Source organism: Actinokineospora sp. NPDC051303 (assembly GCF_055586285.1).
The window spans coordinates 112234-132840 of sequence record NZ_JBVJIN010000006.1; the positions used below are offsets into that span (position 1 = coordinate 112234).

Sequence of the window (20607 nt, forward strand, 5' to 3'; positions counted from 1 at the left end):
GTCACCGCCGACCTCAAGCGCGCCCGCGCCCGGATCGCCGCCCTGGAGTCCGCCCGCGACGAGCCCATCGCGATCGTCGGCATGGCCTGCCGCTATCCCGGCGGCATCGCCTCCCCGGAGGACCTGTGGCGGGTCGTGGCCGACGGCGTCGACGCGATCACCGAGTGGCCGTCGGACCGCGGCTGGGACCTCGACGGGCTCTACGACCCCGATCCGGCGGCGCTGGGCAAGACCTACACCCGCAGCGGCGGCTTCATCGACGACGCCCCGCTGTTCGACGCGGACTTCTTCGGCGTCTCACCGCGGGAGGCGACCGCCATGGACCCGCAGCAGCGGCTGCTGCTGGAGGTCGCGTGGGAGGCGGTCGAGCGGGCGGGCATCGACCCGCACTCCCTGCGCGATTCGCGCACCGGAGTCTTCGCGGGCGTCGCGGGCCAGTCCTATGTGCACCTCGACGGCGGCCCGGCCGAGCTGGAGGGCTACCTGGCCACCGGCGGCCTCAACGCCGTGGCCTCCGGCAGGCTCTCCTACACCCTGGGCCTGCGCGGCCCCTCGGTCAGCCTGGACACCGCCTGCTCGTCGTCGCTGCTGGCGATCCACCTGGCCGCCCGGTCGCTGCGCGAGGGCGAGTCCACGCTGGCGCTGGCCGGTGGCGCCACGGTGATGGGCACCCCGGGCGGGTTTGTCGAGTTCTCCCGCCAGCGCGGCCTGGCCCCGGACGGGCGCTGCAAGTCCTTCGCCGCCGCCGCGGACGGCACCAGTTGGGCCGAAGGCGTCGGCCTGCTCGTGCTGGAGCGGCTGTCCGACGCCTACCGCAACGGCCACCCGGTGCTGGCGGTCGTGCGCGCCACCGCGGTCAACCAGGACGGCGCGTCCAACGGCCTCACCGCCCCCAACGGCCAGGCTCAGCGCGAGGTCATCGAGGACGCGCTCGCCGCGGCCGGGCTCGGCCCCGCCGACATCGACCTGCTGGAGGCGCACGGCACCGGCACCCGGCTGGGCGACCCGATCGAGGCGGGCGCCCTGCTCGCCACCTACGGCCAGGGCCGCGGCGACGGGGAGCCGCTGTGGCTGGGGTCGTTCAAGTCCAACGTCGGCCACTCCCAGGCGGCGGCAGGCGTCGGCGGAGTGATCAAGGCCGTGCAGGCGATGCGGCACGGGATCATGCCGCGCACCCTGCACGTGGACGAACCGTCGCCGCTGGTCGACTGGTCGGCGGGCGCCGTCGAGCTGCTGCGCGAGCCCCGCCCCTGGCCCGAGGTCGGGCGGGCGCGCCGGGTGGCCGTGTCGTCCTTCGGCGTGTCGGGCACCAACGCGCACGCCATCATCGAGCAGGCCCCTGAGGTCGAGCCGGAGGAGCGGGCCGCGGAACGTCAGCCCACCGTGCTAGCCCTGCCGCTGTCGGCGCGCACCTCGGCCGCGCTGCGCGCCCAGGCCGCTCGCGTCTCGGCCCTGCTGAAGTCCGACTCCGGACCGGATCCGCTGGATGTCGGCTTCTCGCTGGCCACCGGGCGCGCCGACCTGGAACGCAGGGCTGTCGTGCTCGGCGCCGACCGCGCCGAGCTGCTGGCCGGACTCGCCGAGGCCGCCCGCGCCGACCACCCGGCCCCCGAAGTCCTCGCCCGCACCGCGGACGACGTCGTGTTCGTCTTCCCCGGCCAGGGCGCGCAGTGGGTCGGCATGGCCCGGGCGCTCATCGCCGAGAACCCGGTGTTCGCCGCCGCCGTGGACCGCTGCGCCAAGGCGCTGTCCGCGCACGTCGAATGGGATCTGGTCGAGGTGCTCTCCGACACCGACCCGAGCCAGCTGGAGCGGGTCGACGTCGTGCAGCCCGCGTTGTGGGCGGTCATGGTGTCGCTGGCCGAGCTGTGGGCGTCGTGGGGGGTCAAGCCCGCCGCCGTGGTGGGCCACTCGCAGGGGGAGATCGCCGCGGCGTGCGTCGCGGGCGCCCTGTCGGTCGAGGACGCGGCCAAGGTCGTCGCCCTGCGCAGCCGGGCCATCCGGGCCATCGCGGGCGCGGGCGGGATGCTCTCGGTCCCGCTGCCCGCCGCCGAGGTCGAGCGTCGGATCACGCCCTGGGGCAGCCGGATCTCGGTCGCCGCGGTCAACGGGCCCAACGCGGTGGTCGTCTCCGGCGACACCGCGGCCCTGGACGAGGCGCTGGACCTGCTGGTGGCCGACGGCGTGCGGGCCAAGCGCGTCCCGGTCGACTACGCCTCGCACTCCGCGCACGTCGAACGCGTCCGCGACGACGTCCTGACCGCCTTGGCTGGCATCGAGCCGCGCCCGGCCGCGGTGCCGCTGCGCTCCACCGTCACCGGCGAGCCGCTGGACACCACCACCATGGGCCCGGACTACTGGTACGAGAACCTGCGCCGCACCGTCCTGTTCCACCCCGCGGTCGACGCCCTCGCCGAGTCCGGGCACCGGGTCTTCCTGGAGGTCAGCCCGCACCCAGTGCTGACCGTGGGCGTGCAGGACACCCTCGACGGACACGGCGGCGGCCTCGCCGTCGGCACTCTGCGCCGTGACGAGGGCGACACCGCGCGCGTGCTGCTGACCGCGGCCGAGCTGTACCGCCACGGCGTAGCGGTGGACTGGTCCGCCCTCTACGCCGACAGCGGCGCCACCACCGTCGACCTGCCCACCTACCCGTTCCAGCGCCGCCGCTACTGGATGACCCCCGGCAACCGCGAGACCGGCGCGGGCGGGACCGGTCACCCGATGCTGGGCACGGTGCTGCGCCAAGCGGGAGCCGACGCGGCCGTCCTGGTCGGCAGGCTCGCCCCCGCGGACCACCCGTGGCTGGCGGTGACCGATGGCCGCGCGCTGTTGCCGCCCGCCGCGCTGCTGGAGTTGGTCACCCGGGCGGGCGACGAGTTCGGCTGCACTCTGGTGCGCGAGCTGACCGCGCACACCCCCGTCCTGGTTCCGGCGCGGGGCTCGGTCGAGCTCCAGGTCGCGGTCTCCGGCGCCGACGAGCACGGCGTCCGCGCGGTGAGCGTCCACTCGCGCCCCCGCGGCGCCGACTCCTGGACCGAGCACGCCACCGGGTCCCTCGGCCTCGCCGCCGCCGTCCGCGGCGAGCCCGTCGGGTGGCCGCCGGGCGCGGGGGAGGCCGACTCCTGGTCCGAGGCGGATCTCGGCGGCGTCGACCCGAGTGGTTACGGCCTGCACCCGCTGCTGTGGGCGGCCGCCTTCGCCGCCGCGGGCTCCCGGGGTGTCGTGCGGTGGCGCGAGGTCACCCTGCACGCGACCGGGGCGACCGCGCTGCGCGTCGCCGTTTCCGGCGCGGGCGTCGACGCCCGCGATCCCGGCGGCCTGCCCGTCGTCACCGCCGGGGCCATCGAGGAGCTTGCCCTGCCCACCTCGGACCCCAACCGGGTCGCCGCCCACGCCGCGCTGTTCACCGCCGAGTGGACACCGGTCGCGCTCCCCAGGGTCGATGCTCCGGACTGGGTGCTGCTGGCCCCACTGGCTGGTCACCCCGCTTCCGTGGTCGACGGCATCGCGGGCCTGCGCGCCGCCGCGGCCGCAGGCTCTCACGTCACCACCGCCCTGCTGCCGGTTCCGCCGTCCGCCGCGGACGGGCCGGAGGCCGTGCGCGCCGTGCTGGCGGAGGTGCTGGCGGTCCTGCGCGACTGGCTGGCCGACCCGGCCCTGGCCGATGTCCGGCTGGCCGTGCTGACCGGCGACACCGCGCTCGACCCGGCCGCCGCCGCCGTGTGGGGCCTGGTCCGCTCCGCCCAGCGCGAGCACCCGGGCAGGCTTGTCGCGGTCGACACCGACTCCACCGCCGCGTCCCTCGCCGCCACCGCGGCCGCGGTCACCTGCGGCGAGGACGAGGTGCGGCTGCGGGGCGGCCGCGCCCGCACGCCCCGCCTGACCCGGGTTCCCGGCCCGGACATTGGCGCCGTCCCCGCCTGGCCCACCCACGGCGCCGTCGTCGTGACCGGCGGCCTGGGCGCCCTCGGCGCCGCGGTCGCCCGCCACCTCGCCGCCAACCACGGCGTCCGCGGGCTGCTGCTGCTCGGCCGCCGCGGCGGCGACACCCCCGGCGCCGCCGAACTGGTCGCGGAGCTGGCCGCGCTCGGAGCCGACGCGGAGGCGGTCGCCTGCGACGTCGCCGACCGCGATTCCCTCGCCGCGGCCCTGGCGGACCGGGAGATCACCGGCGTCGTCCACGCCGCCGGTCTGCTCGACGACGGTCTGCTCACCGACCTGACCGACGAGCGCCTGGCCGCCGTGCTGGCCCCGAAGGTCGACGCGGCCTGGCACCTGCACGAGCTGACCGCCGGGCACGACGTGTCGGCGTTCGTGCTGTTCTCCTCGACCTCCGGGGTCTTCGGCAGCCCCGGCCAGGCCAACTACGCCGCCGCGAACGCCGCCCTGGACGCGCTGGCCCGGGTGCGCGCCGTCAGCGGCCTGCCCGCCACCTCCATCGCCTGGGGGCTGTGGGCGCAGACCGGCGGGATGACCGGGGCGCTCGGCGAGGCCGACCTGAACCGGCTCACCCGCGCCGGGTTCCGCCCCATCCCGACCCCGGATGGCATGGCCATGCTCGACGCGGCGACCGCGCTCGACCTGCCCGGCGTCGTCGCGACCCCGATCGACCTGACCGCGGTGCGCGCGCTCGGCCAGGACATCCCGCTGGTGCTGCGCGCCCTCGCCGGAACCGGCAGGCGCGTGGTGGCCGCGGGCGACGCCGACGCGGGCGAGCTGGTCGCCACGCTGCGCGGGCTGTCCGAGCCCGACCAGCTCGCCCTGCTGCGCGAGCTGGTCCGCACCGGGGTCAACGCCGTCCTCGGCCGCGCGGAGGACGCCCCGGTCGGCGCCGACCAGCCGTTCCAGGACCTCGGGCTGGACTCGCTCAGCGCCGTCGAGCTGCGCAACCGGCTGCACACCGCGACCGGGGCCCGGCTGCCCGCCACCGCCGCGTTCGACCACCCGACGACGGGCGCGCTGGCCCGGCTGCTGCGCGCCGAGGTGCTGGCAGCTGGGGACGTGTCCGCCGAGGACGTCGACCCCGCCGCCGACCTAGTCCTCGCCGAGGACATCGTCCCCGCCGAGGTGGTGGTCACCGCCGTCGCCGACCCGCGGCACGTGTTCCTGACCGGCGCCACCGGGTTCCTCGGCGCGTTCCTGCTGCGCGACCTGCTGCGCGGCACGGCGGCGACGGTGCACTGCCTGGTGCGCGGCGCCGACGTCGCCGACGCCACCGCCCGGCTCAAAGACAACCTGCGCTGGTACGGGGTGCTCGACGACCTCGACCTCGACCGGGTGTCGATCGAGGTGGGCGACCTGGCCGAGCCGCGTCTCGGCCTCGGCGAGGACCGGTTCGACGCGCTGGCCCGGCTGGTCGACGCCGTCTACCACGCGGGCGCCGTCGTGAACTGGCTCCACCCGTACGCCCAGGTCCGCGCGGCGAACGTCGGCGGCACCGAGGAGATCCTGCGCCTGGCGGCCCGCCACCGCACCGTCCCGGTGCACCACGTGTCCTCCACCGGGGTCTTCTCGGCCACCGTGACCGAAGGCGTGCCGCTGCGCCCGGACGACCCGACCGGCCCGGTCGCCGCGCTGCACAACGGGTACCGCAAGAGCAAGTGGGTCGCCGAGGGGATCGTGCGCCTGGCTGTCGAGCGCGGCCTGCCGGTCACCGTCCACCGGGTCGACGTCATCTCCGGCGACCGGGTGGCGGGAGCCTGCCAGACCCGGGACTTCGTCTGGCTGACCATCAAGGGCGTCGTCCAGTCCGGCACGGTGCCCGCCGGGGTCGACCCGGACTACCACCTGGTGCCCGTCGACCACGTCAGCGCCGCGGTCCTGGCCCTGTCCCAGGACCCGGGCGCGAGCGGCCGGATCTTCCACCACGCCAACCAGACCCCGGTGTCGCTCGGTCGCATCGTCGCCGCCCTGCGGGCCGCGGGCCACCCGCTGCCCGAAGTGGACCGCGACACCTGGTTCGACGCCGTCCGCGCCGACCACGACAACGCGCTCAACCCGCTGCTGGACACCTTCGAGGCGATGGTCCGCACCGGCACCGGCTACCTGCCGATCGACGCGAGCGCCACCGCCGCCGCCCTCGGCGGGACCGTCGGCAGCCCGGTCGTGGACGACAACCTGCTCGCCACCTACATCAGGTTCTTCGCGACCGCGGGCTACTTCCCCGCGCCGCGGGCCGCAGTCCAAGGAGGGGCCCGATGAGCGCCGACATCCCGGACGAGAACACCAAGCGAACCCAGCGGAAGGGGGCCACCCCAGTGTCCGAGCCACCCCGCGACCGCGGCCTGCCCGGCCAGGACGCGATCGCCGTGGTCGGCCTGTCGTGCAGGCTGCCCCAAGCGCAGGACCCGGCGGCGTTCTGGGCGTTGCTCAGCGCGGGCGCGCACGCCATCACCGCCGTCCCGAGGGACCGCTGGGGCGGCGACGACCCGCCGCAGGGCGCGGGCGGGCGCTGGGGCGCGTTCCTGGACGACGTCGCCGCGTTCGACGCCGACTTCTTCGGGGTGTCGCCGCGCGAGGCCGCGGCGATGGACCCGCAGCAGCGGCTGGCGCTCGAACTGGCCTGGGAGGGGATCGAGGACGCCGGACTGACCGCGGACCGGTTGCGCGGCAGCCGCACCGGCGTATTCGTCGGCGCCATCCGCGACGACTACGCCGCGTTGACCTACCAGTACGGCGAGCAGGCCATGAGCGGCCACACCATGGCGGGCGTGCAGCGCGGCGTGATCGCGAACCGGGTCTCCTACACCCTGGGCCTGCGCGGGCCGTCGATGACCGTCGACACCGCCCAGTCCTCGTCGCTGGTCGCGGTGCACCTGGCCGCGGAGAGCCTGCGGGCGGGGGAGTGCGACGCCGCGATCGCCGCGGGCGTGCACCTCAACGTCCTGCCGGAGAGCCTGGCCGCGACCGAGAAGTTCGGCGGCCTGTCGCCGGACGGGCGCTGCTTCACCTTCGACAGCCGGGCCAACGGGTTCGTGCGCGGCGAGGGCGGCGGCGCGGTCGTGCTCAAGCGGCTCTCCGACGCGCTCGCCGACGGCGACCGGGTGCACGCCGTCATCGTCGGCAGCGCGGTCAACAGCGACGGCGCCACCCCGTCGCTGACCGTGCCCTCGGCCGACGCGCAGCAGGAGGTGCTGCGCACGGCGTGCGAGCGCGCCGGGCTCGACCCGGCCGAGGTCCAGTACGTCGAGCTGCACGGCACCGGCACCGCGGTCGGCGACCCGATCGAGGCCACCGCCCTGGGCGCGGTGTTCGGCGCGGCCCGCGCGAGCGGCGACCCGCTGCTCGTCGGCTCGGTGAAGACCAACGTCGGCCACCTGGAGGGGGCGGCGGGCATCACCGGCCTGCTCAAGGCGGTGCTGAGCATCCGCGACCGGCGCATCCCGGCGAGCCTGAACTTCCGCGTCGCCAACCCGGCCATCCCGCTGGACGATCTCAACCTGCGGGTGCAGACCGAGCTGACCCCCTGGCCCGCCCCCGACCGCCCGCTCATCGCGGGCGTCAGCTCCTTCGGCATGGGCGGCGCCAACTGCCACGTGCTGCTGACCGCGCCCGCCGAGGCCGTGGCAGGCCCGCCCGACCCAGTCGCGGGCGGCGCGGGCGGCGACCTGCCGGTGCCGCTGGTGCTGTCGGCGCGGGCCCCCGCCGCGCTGCGCGCCTTGGCCGCCCGCCTGCGCGCGCCCGCCGAGACCGCCCGTCCCGCGGACCTGGCCCACTCGCTGGCCACCACCCGCACCGCCCTGGAGCACCGGGCCGTCGTCGTCGGCATGGGCGCCGAGCTGCCTGCCCGGCTGGCGGCGCTCGCCGACGGGCAGCCTGCGGACGGCGTCGTCGTCGGCCGGGTCGCGCCCCGCGGCGCCACCGTGTTCGTCTACCCGGGCCAGGGCGCCCAGTGGGTCGGCATGGCCCGGCGGCTGCACGCCCAGTCGCCGGTGTTCGCCGAACACTTCGACGCCTGCGCCGCCGCGCTCGCCGCGCACCTGGAGTGGGACCCCGCCACCCTCCTGGGGCCCGACGCGGACCACCCCGACCTGGAGCGGTTCGACGTCGTGCAGCCCGCGCTGTTCGCCGTCGCCGTCGCGCTGACCCGGCTGTGGCAGCACCACGGGGTCCACCCCGACGCCGTCGTCGGCCACTCCCAGGGCGAGGTCGTCGCCGCCCACATCAGCGGGGCGCTGCCGCTGGCGGACGCGGCCTTCGTCGCGGCCACCCGGGCCAGGGTCGCCACCGGCCTGCTCGGCACCGGCATCCTCGGCTCGGTCGCGTTGCCCGCCGACGCCGTCGCCGACCGCATCGCCCCGCACGGGGACGCCCTGGACATCGCCGCGGTCAACGGCCCCGGCGCCACCATCGTGGCGGGTACCGAGGAGGCCGTGCGCGCCTTCGTCGCCGCCTGCGAGGCGGACGGGATCCGCGCTCGCGCCATGCCCGGCACCTACGCCTCCCACACGCCGCGCGTCGCGCCCGTCCGCGACGACCTCCTGACCGCGCTGGCCGACCTGCGCCCCGGTGCCGCCGAGGTGGCCTTTTACTCGACGCGCACCGGCGCGCGGTGGCCGAGCCCGGTCTTCGACGCCGACTACTGGTACGGCAACCTGAGCGAGACCGTGCGGTTCCGCGACGCGGTGGAGTCGCTGCTGGCCGACGGCGCCACGACGTTCATCGAGATGAGCCCGCACCCGGTGCTCACCCACGCCGTCACCGAGACCGCCGAGCTGGCCGGGGCCGACGCCGTCGCGCTGGGCTCGCTGCACCGCGGCGACGGCGGCCTCGATCGATTCCTCACCTCCTTGGGCCGCGCCTACGCGCGCGGCCTGCCGGTCGACTTCTCCCCGGCGCTCGCCGGTTCCGGCGCCCGCCGCGTCGACCTGCCCACCTATCCGTTCCAGCGCGCGCGCCACTGGCTCACCGGCGTCCGGCGCGACACCGGTTTCCTCGACTTGCCCACCCCGGACACCGGCGCCTCCGCCGAAGAAGCCGGTGCGGCGGGCAGCATCGCCGCCTTGCCGCCCGCCGAGCGCGCGAACGCCGTGGACGAGTTGGTCCGCACCGCCGCGGCGGGCGTGCTCGGCCACGACGCGCGCACCCTCGACCCCCAGCGCACCTTCAAGGACCTGGGATTCGACTCGCTGACCGGCGTGGAGTTGCGCGACCGCCTGAGCACGCTCACCGGGCTGCGGCTGCCCGCCGGAATCGTGTTCAGCCACCCGACTCCCGAAGCGCTGGCCCGGTTCCTGGGCGAGCGAATCAGCGGCACCGCCGGGGACACCCGCGCCACCGCCGCCGTGCGCGTCGCCGACAGCGAGCCCCTGGCCGTGGTGGGCATGGCCTGCCGCCTGCCCGGCGGCGTGTCGTCCCCGGAGGACCTGTGGCGGCTGGTCGCCGACGGCGTCGACGCCATCGGCGGGCTGCCCACCGACCGCGGCTGGGACATCGATGGCCTGTTCCGTCCCGAGCCCGGCGCCCCCGGCCGCAGCTACGCCCGGCACGGCGGGTTCCTGCACGACGTCGACCGGTTCGACGCCGGGTTCTTCGGCATCGGCCCGCGCGAGGCCGCAGCCATCGACCCGCAGCAGCGGCTGCTGCTGCAGACCGCCTGGGAGGCGCTGGAGCGCGCCGGGCTGGACCCGACCGCGCTGCGCGGCAGCGACACCGGCGTGTTCGTCGGCGCCATGGCCCAGGAGTACGGGCCGCGCCTGCACGAGCCCGCCGACGGCCACGAGGGCTTCCTGCTGACCGGCACCGCCGTCAGCGTCGCCTCCGGCCGCCTCGCCTACACCTTCGGCTTCGAGGGCCCGACGATGACCATCGACACGGCCTGCTCGTCGTCGCTGGTCGCCCTGCACCAGGCCGCGTCGGCGCTGCGGGCGGGGGAGTGCGGGCTCGCCCTCGTCGGCGGCGTCACCGTGATGAGCGGGCCAGGCGTGTTCGTTGAGTTCTCCCGCCAGCGCGGGCTGTCGCCGGACGGGCGGTGCCGCTCGTTCTCCGCCACCGCGGACGGCACCGGCTGGGCCGAAGGCGTCGGCGTGCTGGTGCTCCAGCGGCTGTCCGACGCGCGCCGTGCCGGGAACCCGGTGCTGGCCCTCGTGCGCGGCTCGGCGATCAACTCCGACGGCGCGTCCAACGGCCTCACCGCGCCCAACGGCAGCGCCCAGGAGCGGGTCATCCGCCAGGCGCTGGCCGCGTCCGGCCTCCGACCGTCCGATGTGGACGCCGTGGACGCGCACGGCACCGGCACTCCGCTGGGCGACCCGATCGAAGCCACGGCCCTGCTCGCCGCCTACGGCCAGGACCGATCCGAGCCGCTGTGGCTGGGCTCGCTGAAGTCCAACATCGGCCACACCCAGGCCGCGGCTGGGGTCGCCAGTGTGATCAAGATGGTGCAGGCGCTGCGCCACCGCGAGCTGCCCAAGACCCTGCACGTCACCGAGCCCACCCCGGCCGTGGACTGGGCGTCGGGCTCGGTCGCGCTGCTCACCGAGCACCGGGAGTGGACCGCGGCGGACCGCCCGCGCCGCGGCGCGGTGTCCTCGTTCGGCATCAGCGGCACCAACGCGCACGTCATCCTGGAGGAGGCCGAGCCGGTCGCCGCGCCCGCCGACGACCAGGGCGACAACCAGGCCGACGAGCCGGTCGCGGTCCCGCTCGTGCTCACCGCCCGCTCCGACAGCGCCCTGCGCGCCCAAGCCGCCCGGGTGGCGGCCGCGCTCGCCGACACCCCGGCACCCGCCCTGGCCCGGGGGCTGCTGCGCCGAGCCGCCATGCCTTACCGCGCCGTCGTTCTCGACGGCGTCGCGGGCCTGGCGGATCTCGGTCCCGTTGTCCCCGCTGCTCCCGGCGGGCGGCGCGTCGTGTTCGTCTTCCCCGGCCAGGGCTCGCAGTGGGCGGGCATGGCCACCGCGCTGCGCGCCCAGTCGCCGACGTTCGCCGCGGCGCTGCGTGACTGCGAGGCGGCTCTCGCCCCGTTTGTCGACTGGTCGTTGTCCGATGTCCTTGACGACCCCGACGCGCTGTCACGGGTCGACGTCGTGCAGCCCGCGCTGTGGGCGGTCATGGTGTCGCTGGCCCGGGTGTGGGAGGCGCTGGGCGTCACCCCGGCCGCCGTGCTCGGCCACTCCCAGGGCGAGATCGCCGCCGCCACCGTGGCGGGCGCGCTGTCGTTGTCCGACGCCGCCCGGGTGGTGGCGCTGCGCAGCCAGGCCATCGGGACCATCGCGGGCGAGGGCGGCATGCTCTCCGTCCCGTTGCCGCGCGCGGCCACCGCGGAACGGCTGCTCGCCTGGGACGGACGGCTGTCCGTCGCCGCCGTGAACGGGCCGTCCGCCACCGTGGTCTCCGGCGACGTCGAGGCACTGGACGAGTTGCGCGCGCGGCTGGTGGCCGAGGATGTGCGCGCCAAGCCGGTCCCCGTCGACTACGCCTCGCATTCCGCCCACGTCGAGCGGTTGCGCGACGAGCTGGCCGACGTGCTGGCGCCGATCACCCCGGTCGCGTCGCGGGTGCCGTTCTTCTCGACCGTGACCGCGGACTGGCAGCCCACCGAGGGCCTCGACGCCGCCTACTGGTACGAGAACCTGCGCCGCACCGTGCGGCTGGAAGAGTCCATCCGCACCCTCGCCGAGGCAGGCCACGACGTGTTCGTGGAGGTCAGCGCCCATCCCGTCCTGCTGCCCGGGATCGCGGACAGCGCTGCGGGCACCGGCACGGAGGTGGTCGCGGAGGGAACGCTGCGCCGCGGGCTGGGCGACCTCGACCAGCTCCTGCGCTCGGCCGCGACCGTGTTCGCCGCGGGGGTGCGCGTCGACTGGGCCTCCGTGCTGGGTGACGGTCCCGTCGCCGACGCGCCCACCTACCCCTTCGACCGCGAACGGCACTGGCTCAGCGCTTCCGCCGCCAGCGCCGACGTGCGGGGCGCCGGGCTGTCCGCCACCGACCACCCGCTCATCGGCGCCGCCGTGCCGCTGGCCGGGGAAGAACGACTCGTGCTCACCGGCCTGCTCTCCCGCGCCGCCCAGCCGTGGCTGGCCGACCACGCCGTGTCCGGCGCCGTGCTGCTGCCCGGCTCGGCCATCGCCGAATTGGTGCTGCGCGCCGCCGACGAGGCCAACCGCGCCGCCGTCGCCGACCTGGTGATCTCCGCGCCGCTGGCGCTGCCCGCCGAGGGCGCGGTCGCGGTGCAACTCGTCGTCGGCGAGCCCGCCGCGGACGGCGGCCGGGAGGTGTCGCTGCACTCGCGGCCCGACTCGGCTGACGAGACCGAGTGGACCCGGCACGCCACCGCGGTCTTGACGCCCAACGGGCCGGAGGCGGTGGACCTGACCGCGTGGCCGCCGCCGGACGCCGAGGAGATCGCCCTCGACGGCGCCTACGACCACTTCGCTGGCCGCGGCCACGAGTACGGCCCGGTCTTCCGCGGCCTGACCCGGGCCTGGCGGTCCGGCGGCGTCCTGTTCGGCGAGGTCGCGCTGCCCGAGGGCGTCGAGGTCAGCGGGTTCGCCGTCCACCCGGCGCTGCTCGACGCCGCGCTGCACCCGCTGCTGCTCGACCGGGAGCCCGGCGCCGCCGCGCTGCCGTTCGCCTGGGGCGAGTTCGCGGTGCACCGCCGCGGCGCCACCCACGCTCGCGTGCGCCTCACCCCGGCCGGGTCCGGCGCGGTCGACGTGGTGATCGCCGACAGCACCGGCGCGGGCTTGGCCACCGTGACCGGCTTGGCCCTGCGCGAGGTCGCCCCCCGGGCCCTCCGCACCTCGGCGGCTGGGCTGCACGAGCTGAGCTGGACCCCGCTGGCCAGTGACGTTTCAGCCGCTCCAGCCGCCCCCGCCGACACTGTCGACACCGTGGGGTGGGCGGTCCTCGGCGCCCCCGCGCACGGTCTGCCCGGCTTCCCCGAGGTGGCCGCGCTGCCTTCGGACACGTCGGTCGTGCTGCACACGCCCCAGGTCCAGGCGGGCGAGGCGCACAACAGCGTGCACAGCGCGCTGGAGCTGCTGCGCGCCTGGCTGACCGACGACCGGTTCGCGGGCGCCCGGCTCGTCACGGTCACCACCGGGGCCGTCGCCGCCGCCCCGGGCGACGCCGTCGACATCGCCGCGGCGGCCGTCTGGGGCCTGCTGCGCACGGTCCACACCGAGAATCCCGGCCGGGTCCAAGTCATCGACGTCGACGCCGTCACCGATAGCGCGGCCCTGCTCGCCGCGGTCGCCTCCGGGGAACCGCAGGTCGCGCTGCGCGCGGGCAGCGCGACCGTGCCGCGGCTGACCCGGCCAAGCCCCCCGCTCACCCTCCCCGACGGCACGGACTGGCGGCTGGACCCGGCCGGTGACGGCACCGCGACCGGCTTGGCCGCGGTCCCCGTGCCGCGGCGCCCGCTCGCTGACGGCGAGGTGCGGGTCGACATCCGCGCCGCGGGTCTGAACTTCCGGGACGTGCTGATCGCGCTCGGCGTCTACCCCGGCGCGGCCCTGCTCGGCAGCGAGGGCGCGGGCGTCGTCACCGAGGTCGGCGCGGGCGTCACCGACCTGGCCCCCGGCGACCGGGTGCTGGGCATGATGGACGGCGCGTTCGGCCCGTCCGCCGTGGTCGACCGCCGCTATCTGGCGCCGATGCCTGCCGGGTGGACGTTCGCCGAGGCCGCCGCCGCGCCGATCGTGTTCCTGACCGCCTACTACGGGCTGGTCGACCTGGGCCACCTGCGCCGCGGCCAGACCCTGCTCGTGCACGCCGCGGCGGGCGGTGTCGGCATGGCCGCCGTGCAGCTGGCCCACCACCTGGGCGCGGAGGTCTTCGCCACGGCGAGCGAGGGGAAGCAGGACGCCGTCCGCGCGTTGGGCGTGCCCGGCGACCACATCGCCTCCTCGCGCACCCTGGACTTCGCCGACGCCTTCCGCGGGGTGCTCGACGGGCGCTCGCTCGATGTGGTGCTCAACTCGCTGGCCGAGGCGTTCACCGACGCCACTCTCGGGCTGATGCGCGACGGCGGCCGGTTTGTCGAGATGGGCAAGACGGACCTGCGCGATCCCCAGCGGGTCGCCGCCGACCACCCCGGCGTGCGCTACGAGGCGTTCGACCTGTTCCGCGTCAGCGCCGACCGGATCAGCGAAATCCTCACCGAGGTGCTTGGCCTGTTCGAGCGCGGCGTCCTGCGCCCGCTGCCGGTCACCGGCTGGGATCTGCGGCAGGCCACCGAGGCGTTCCGCCACGTCTCCCAGGCCCGCCACATCGGCAAGAACGTGATCACCGTCCCGTCCGCCATCGACCCCGACGGCACGGTGCTGATCACCGGAGCCACCGGCGCGCTGGGCGCGCTCGTCGCCAAGCACCTGGTCGCCGCGCACCATGCCCGCCACCTGCTGCTGCTCAGTCGCCGGGGCGCCGACGCCCCCGGCGCCGACGAGTTGGCGGCTGAGCTGACCGGCATGGCCGCGTCGGTGCGGTTCGTCGCCTGCGATGTGGGCGACCGCGACGCCCTTGCCGCCGTCTTGGCCGACGTGCCTGTCGAGCATCCGCTCACGGCCGTCATCCACACGGCGGGCGTCCTCGATGACGGCCTGACCACCGCGCTCACCCCCGCGCAGGTCACCGCCGTGCTGCGGCCCAAGGTCGACGCCGCGCTACACCTGCACGAGCTGACCCGGACCGCCGACCTGGCCGCGTTCGTGCTGTTCTCCTCGGTCGCGGGCCTGCTCGGCAACCCCGGCCAGGCCAACTACGCGGCGGCCAACACGGCCCTGGACGCGCTCGCCGTCCAGCGGCGCCGGGCCGGTCTGCCCGCGACCTCGGTCGCCTGGGGCTTCTGGGCCACCGCCACCGGCATGACCGGGCACCTGTCGGACACCGACCTGGCCAGGATGGCGCGCGGCGGCCTGGTGCCGATCACCGAGGGCGAGGGCCTGCTGATGCTCGACGCCGCGCTCGGCTCCGGCCTGCCCGCGGTGGCCGCGACCCGGTTCGACCGGGCGGCCCTGCGCGCCAGGGGCGACGACCTGCCGCCGGTGCTGCGCTCCCTGGTCCGGGTGAGCGCCCCGCGCCGCGCGGCCGCGTCGTCGGCCGCGGCCGCCCCGGCGGACCGCTTCGCGTCGCTGTCGCCAGCCGACCGCGAGCGGGAGCTGCTCGACCTGGTGTTGACCAGCGCCGCCGCCGTCCTCGGCCACGGGGACGCGTCGGCGCTGCGGCCCAAGCGGGCGTTCCGCGACATCGGTTTCGACTCGCTGTCCGCGGTGGAGTTGCGCAACCGCCTCGCCGCGGTCACCGGGCTGCGCCTGCCCGCGACCGCCGCGTTCGACCACCCGACCCCCGCCGATCTCGCCGCCCACCTGTCCACCGCGCTCGGCGGCACGCCGGAAGCCCAGCCCCGGCAAACACCCAGGACCCCGGTGGCCACCGCCGCGGCAGGGGACGGCGACCCGATCGTCATCGTCGGCATGGCCTGCCGGTACCCGGGCGGGGTGCGCACCCCGAACGACCTGTGGGACCTCGTCGCCTCGGGCGGCGACGCGATCAGCGACTTCCCGGTCAACCGAGGCTGGGACGTGGACCGACTGCACGACCCCGACCCCGACCGGCACGGCACCTCCTACGTCCGCGAGGGCGGGTTCCTGCACGACGCCGACCGGTTCGACGCGGGCTTCTTCGGCATGAGCCCGCGCGAGGCCGCCGCCACCGACCCGCAGCAGCGACTGCTGCTGGAGACGGCGTGGGAGGCGCTGGAGGACGCGGGCATCGACCCGACGTCGCTGCGCGGCAGCGAGACCGGCGTGTTCGTCGGCTCCATCTACGACGACTACGCGGGCAGGCTGCCCACCGCGCCCAGCGGCTACGAGGGCTATCTGCTGACCGGCAGCACCTCCAGCGTCGCCTCCGGCCGCATCGCCTACACCTTCGGCTTGGAGGGACCGGCCGTCACCGTCGACACCGCGTGCTCGTCGTCGCTGGTCGCCCTGCACTTCGCCGCCCAGGCGCTGCGCGGCGGCGAGTGCGACCTCGCCCTGGTCGGCGGCGTGACGGTCATGGCCACACCGCGCATGTTCATCGAGTTCTCCCGGCAGCGGGCGCTCTCGCCCACCGGCCGGGCCCGGTCGTTCGCCGCGGCCGCGGACGGCACCGCGTGGGCGGAGGGCGTCGGCGTGCTCGCCGTCGAGCGCCTGTCCGACGCCCGCCGCCGCGGCCACACCGTGTTGGCTGTCGTGCGCGGCACCGCGGTCAACTCCGACGGCGCGTCCAACGGGCTCACCGCGCCCAGCGGAGCCGCGCAGGAGCGGGTCATCCGCGCCGCGCTCGCCGCGGCGGGGCTCGATCCGGCCGATGTCGACCTCATCGAGGCGCATGGCACCGGCACCACCCTGGGCGACCCGATCGAGGCCAAGGCCCTGATCGCCGCCTACGGCCCGGGCCGCCCCGCCGACCGGCCGCTGTGGCTGGGGTCGCTGAAGTCCAACATCGGCCACGCGCAGGCCGCGGCCGGTGTCGGCAGCGTCATCAAGGTCGTGCAGGCCATGCGGCACGGCGTGCTGCCCAGGACGCTGCACGTCGATGAGCCCACCCCGCACGTCGACTGGGCGGGCGGCCCGTTGCGGCTGCTCACCGAGGAGCGCCCGTGGCGGTCGGACGGGCCGCGCCGGGCCGCGGTGTCGTCGTTCGGCATCAGCGGCACCAACACCCATGTCGTGCTGGAGCACCCGGTCGAGCGGCCCGCCGAGCGCCCCGCCGAGCGGGCGCCCGTCCCGATCGTCCCGCTCGTGCTGTCCGCCCACGAACGCGCCGCCGTGGACGACGCCGCCGAGCGCCTGCGGCCGGTCCTCACCGGCGCGCGCCCGACCGACGTGGCCGCCACCCTGGCCGGGCGGGCCCGCCTCGAACACCGGGCCGTGGTGCTCGGCGGCGGAACCGACGACCTGCTGGCCGGGCTGTCCGACCTGTCGACAGCCGTGCGCGGCCAGGACGTCGGCGGCCGGTTCGCGATCCTGTTCACCGGCCAGGGCGCCCAGCGGGTCGGCATGGGCGGGGAACTGGCCGCCGCGTACCCGGTTTTCGCCGACGCGTTCGCCGAGGTGTGCGCGTTGATGGACCCGCTGCTGCCGCGGCCGCTGCGCGAGGTTGTCGAGACCGGCGAAGGGCTGTCCCGCACCGAGTTCGCACAGCCTGCCCTGTTCGCCGTCGAGGTCGCCCTCTACCGGCTTGTCGAATCATGGGGCGTCACCCCCGATGTCCTCGTCGGACACTCCATCGGCGAGTTCGCCGCCGCGCACGTGTCGGGGGTGCTGACCTTGGCCGACGCGAGCACGCTGGTCGCCGCCCGCGGGCGGCTCATGCAGGCGCTGCCCGAGAGCGGGGTGATGGTCGCGGTCGCGGCCACCGAGGCCGAAGTCGCCGGGCTGCTCGTTGACGGGGTCGCCATCGCCGCGATCAACGGGCCGGAGTCGGTCGTGCTCTCGGGCGCGGCCGAACCCACCCGCGCGGTCGCCGCCGCCATCGCCGAACAGGGGCGCAAGACCAAGGAGCTGGTGGTCAGCCACGCCTTCCATTCGCCGCTGATGGAGCCGGTGACACCCGAGTTCGCCGAGATCGCGCGCTCGATCGGCTACGGCGCCCCGCGTGTCCCGATCGTGTCGACCGTGGGCGCGGGCCTGGACCCGGCGACCCCGGAGTACTGGGTCGAGCACGTCCGCAGGCCGGTCCGCTTCCACGACGCCGTCACCACTTTGCGCGAGCAGGGCGTGCGGACCGCGTTGGAGTTGGGTCCCGACGGCGTGCTGGCGGCCCTGGTGCCCGCGTGCGCCCCGGACGGCGACCTGGTCGCCGCCCCCGCCCTGCGCCGCGAGCGGTCCGAGCCCGTGACGCTGCTGCGCGGGGTCGCCGCCGCGTTCGTGCGCGGCGCGGCCGTCGACTGGGCCGCGATCACCGGCCCCGGCGACCGGGCGCCACTGCCCACCTACCCGTTCCAGCGCACCCGGTACTGGCTCGACGCCGACCCCGTGTCCGCCGACTTGGGCGCCGCGGCCGGGCTCGCCGCGACCGGGCATCGCATGCTCGGCGCCGCGGTGGAGGTCGCGGGCGGCGGCGCGCTGGTGCTCAGCGGCAGGTTGTCGCAGGTCGACCAGCCCTGGCTGGCCGACCACGTGGTCGGCGGGTCGCCGCTGCTGCCGGGAGCCGCGTTCGCCGAGCTGGCGACCTGGGCCGCGGTGAGCGTGGGCGCTGGGCGGGTGACCGGCCTGACCATCGCCGCGCCGCTGCCGGTGGACGAACCGGTCCAGCTCCAAGTCGTCGTCGACACGCCCGACCAGGCCGGGGACCGTGACCTCGCGGTCTACGCCAGGACCGAGGACGCCGCAGAGTGGACCAGGCACGCGCAGGCCGTTCTCGTCCCCGGTGACGCGGTCGCCGAGCCGCTGGCGGAGTGGCCGCCCGCGGGCGCCGCCGAGGTCGACCTCGCCGACGTGTACGACCGCTTCGCCGAGTCCGGCTACCACTACGGCGACACCTTCCGCGGTCTGCGGCGGGCCTGGCTGACCGACGACGCCGTGCACGCCGAAGTCGCCCTCCCCGAGGGCGCCGACGCGAGCGGCTACGGCGTGCACCCGGCGCTGTTCGACGCCGCGCTGCACACCCTGCTGCTGGTCGGGGAGCGGGACCGGCCCGCGCTGCCGTTCGCCTTCGATGAGGTGGCCCTGCACGCCACCGGCGCCGCCGCGCTGCGGGTGACGCTGCGGCGCGGCGGGGCCGAGGACGTGTTCGACCTCGTCCTCGCCGACGCCACCGGCGCGCCGGTCGCCCGCGCCACCGGACTGCGGGTCCGCGAGCAGTCCGGGCTCTCACCCGCCGCGCCGCTGCACGTGGTCGAGCACGTGGCCGTCGCCGCGCCGAACCAGGCCGGGCCGTGGACCGCGGTGTCCGATGTGGACGGTCTGCTGGCGCTGGACCCGGTGCCCGCCACCGTCGTCCTCGCCGCGGCGGCCGAGCGGGGCGACTGGCCGGGGGCCGTCGACACCGCCACCTCGGCTGCGCTCGCCGTGCTCCAGGCATGGCTCGCCGAGAGCAGGTTCGCCGACGCGCGGCTGGTCGTGCACGTGCCCGACACCCCGGCGGGCGCCGCGGTCGGCGGGCTGGTGCGCTCGGCCCAAGCCGAGGCCCCGGCGCGCTTCGGTCTGCTCGTCGCCCCCGCCGACACCGCCCCCGCGGTCGTCGCCAGGGCGGCCCAGACCGACGAGCCGCACGTCGAAATCCGCGACAGCGCCGTCGTCGCCCCGCGCCTGGCCCGGTTCACCCCCGCGGACCCCGCGCCGGTCGACTTGGCAGGCGGCGTCGTCCTGGTCACCGGCGGCACCGGCGGCATCGGCGCCCTCATCGCCCGCCACCTGATCACCGCGCACGGCGTGACCGACCTGCTGCTGCTGAGCCGGTCCGGACGCGACGCGCCCGGGGCGGCCGACCTGACCGAGGAGCTGGCCGCGCAGGGCGCGTCGGTGGAGGTCGTGGCCTGCGACGTCGCCGACCGCGCCGCCCTCGCCTCGGTCCTGCGGGGCCGCGCGCTGCGGGCGGTCGTGCACTCGGCCGGAGTCGTGGACGACGCCCCGATCACCGGGCTGACCCCCGAGCGCGTGCGCGCGGTGACCGCGCCCAAGACCGGGGGCGCCTGGCACCTGCACGAGCTCACCCGCGACTCGGACCTGGCCGCGTTCGTCCTGTTCTCGTCGGTGTCCGCGGTTGTCGGCGGGCCAGCCCAGGGCAACTACGCCGCGGCCAACGCCGCGCTCGCCGCCTTGGCCCGCCACCGCGCGCGCCTCGGGCTGCCCGCGACGGCGATCGAGTGGGGCGCCTGGGAGCGCGGCATGGCCGCCGCCCTGTCCGACGTCGACAAGGCCCGCCTGGCGGAGTCCGGGCTGTCGCCGATCAGCGACGATCTCGGGCTGGCGCTGTTCGACGCCGCGGTCACCAGCGGCGAGCCGGTCGTCGTCGCCGCCCGATTCAACACCTCGGCCCTGCGGGCCAGGGGCACGCGTCTGCCCGCGGTGCTGCGCGGCTTGGCGCCCACCTCGGCCACACGTCCGGTCGCCGTGACGACCCTGCGCGACCGCGTGGCCGGGCTTGCCCCGGACGACCGCGCGGCCGTCGTGCTCGACGCGGTTCGCGCCACCGTCGCGGCGGTCCTCGGCCGGGACGACGCCGACCGGATCGACGGCAAGCACCGGTTCAAGGACCTCGGGTTCGACTCGCTGACCTCGGTCGAGCTGCGCAACCGGCTCAGCGAGGAGACCGGGAACCGCCTGCCCGCGACCCTGGTGTTCGACCACCCCACGCTCGATGACCTGACCTCGTTCCTGCTCGACGGGCTGGCCGAGGACCGGGCGCCCGCCGCGTCCGCGTCGACCGCGCTCAGCGCCGTGGAGCTGCTGCTCAGCGCCGGACCCGACACCGATGACCAGCGCGAGCTGGCTGATCGGCTGGCTGAGGTGCTGCGCGGGTACCGGGAGCGCACCGCGCGGGCGGGGGCGGACGACGAACTGGACCTCGACTCCGCCACGGACGAAGAGCTCTTCGCCGAACTCGGTCTCTCCGTCGACGGAGGGCTCGACTGATCCACCCCGGGCTTACCGATGACCCGGGAGAACA

At 76.3% G+C, this 20607-nt stretch carries 1 protein-coding gene and 1 pseudogene; both read left to right on the forward strand.

Features of this window, described 5'->3' with window-relative positions:
- A pseudogene (locus tag ACZ6SD_RS06885) lies at positions 1-6204 on the forward strand (thioester reductase domain-containing protein); the annotation flags it as partial.
- The gene (locus ACZ6SD_RS06890; protein ID WP_465315967.1) at positions 6201-20573 is read left to right on the forward strand and encodes an SDR family NAD(P)-dependent oxidoreductase; all 14373 of its coding nucleotides are present in this window, start codon (positions 6201-6203) and stop codon (positions 20571-20573) included. The pseudogene ACZ6SD_RS06885 and the gene ACZ6SD_RS06890, both read left to right, overlap by 4 nt.
- Positions 20574-20607: the final 34 nt, after the last annotated feature.

Coding starts and splice junctions, on each gene's coding strand:
- ACZ6SD_RS06890 (WP_465315967.1), top strand. CDS start 6,201: ATGAGCGCCGACATCCCGGACGAGAACACCAAGCGAACCCAGCGGAAG.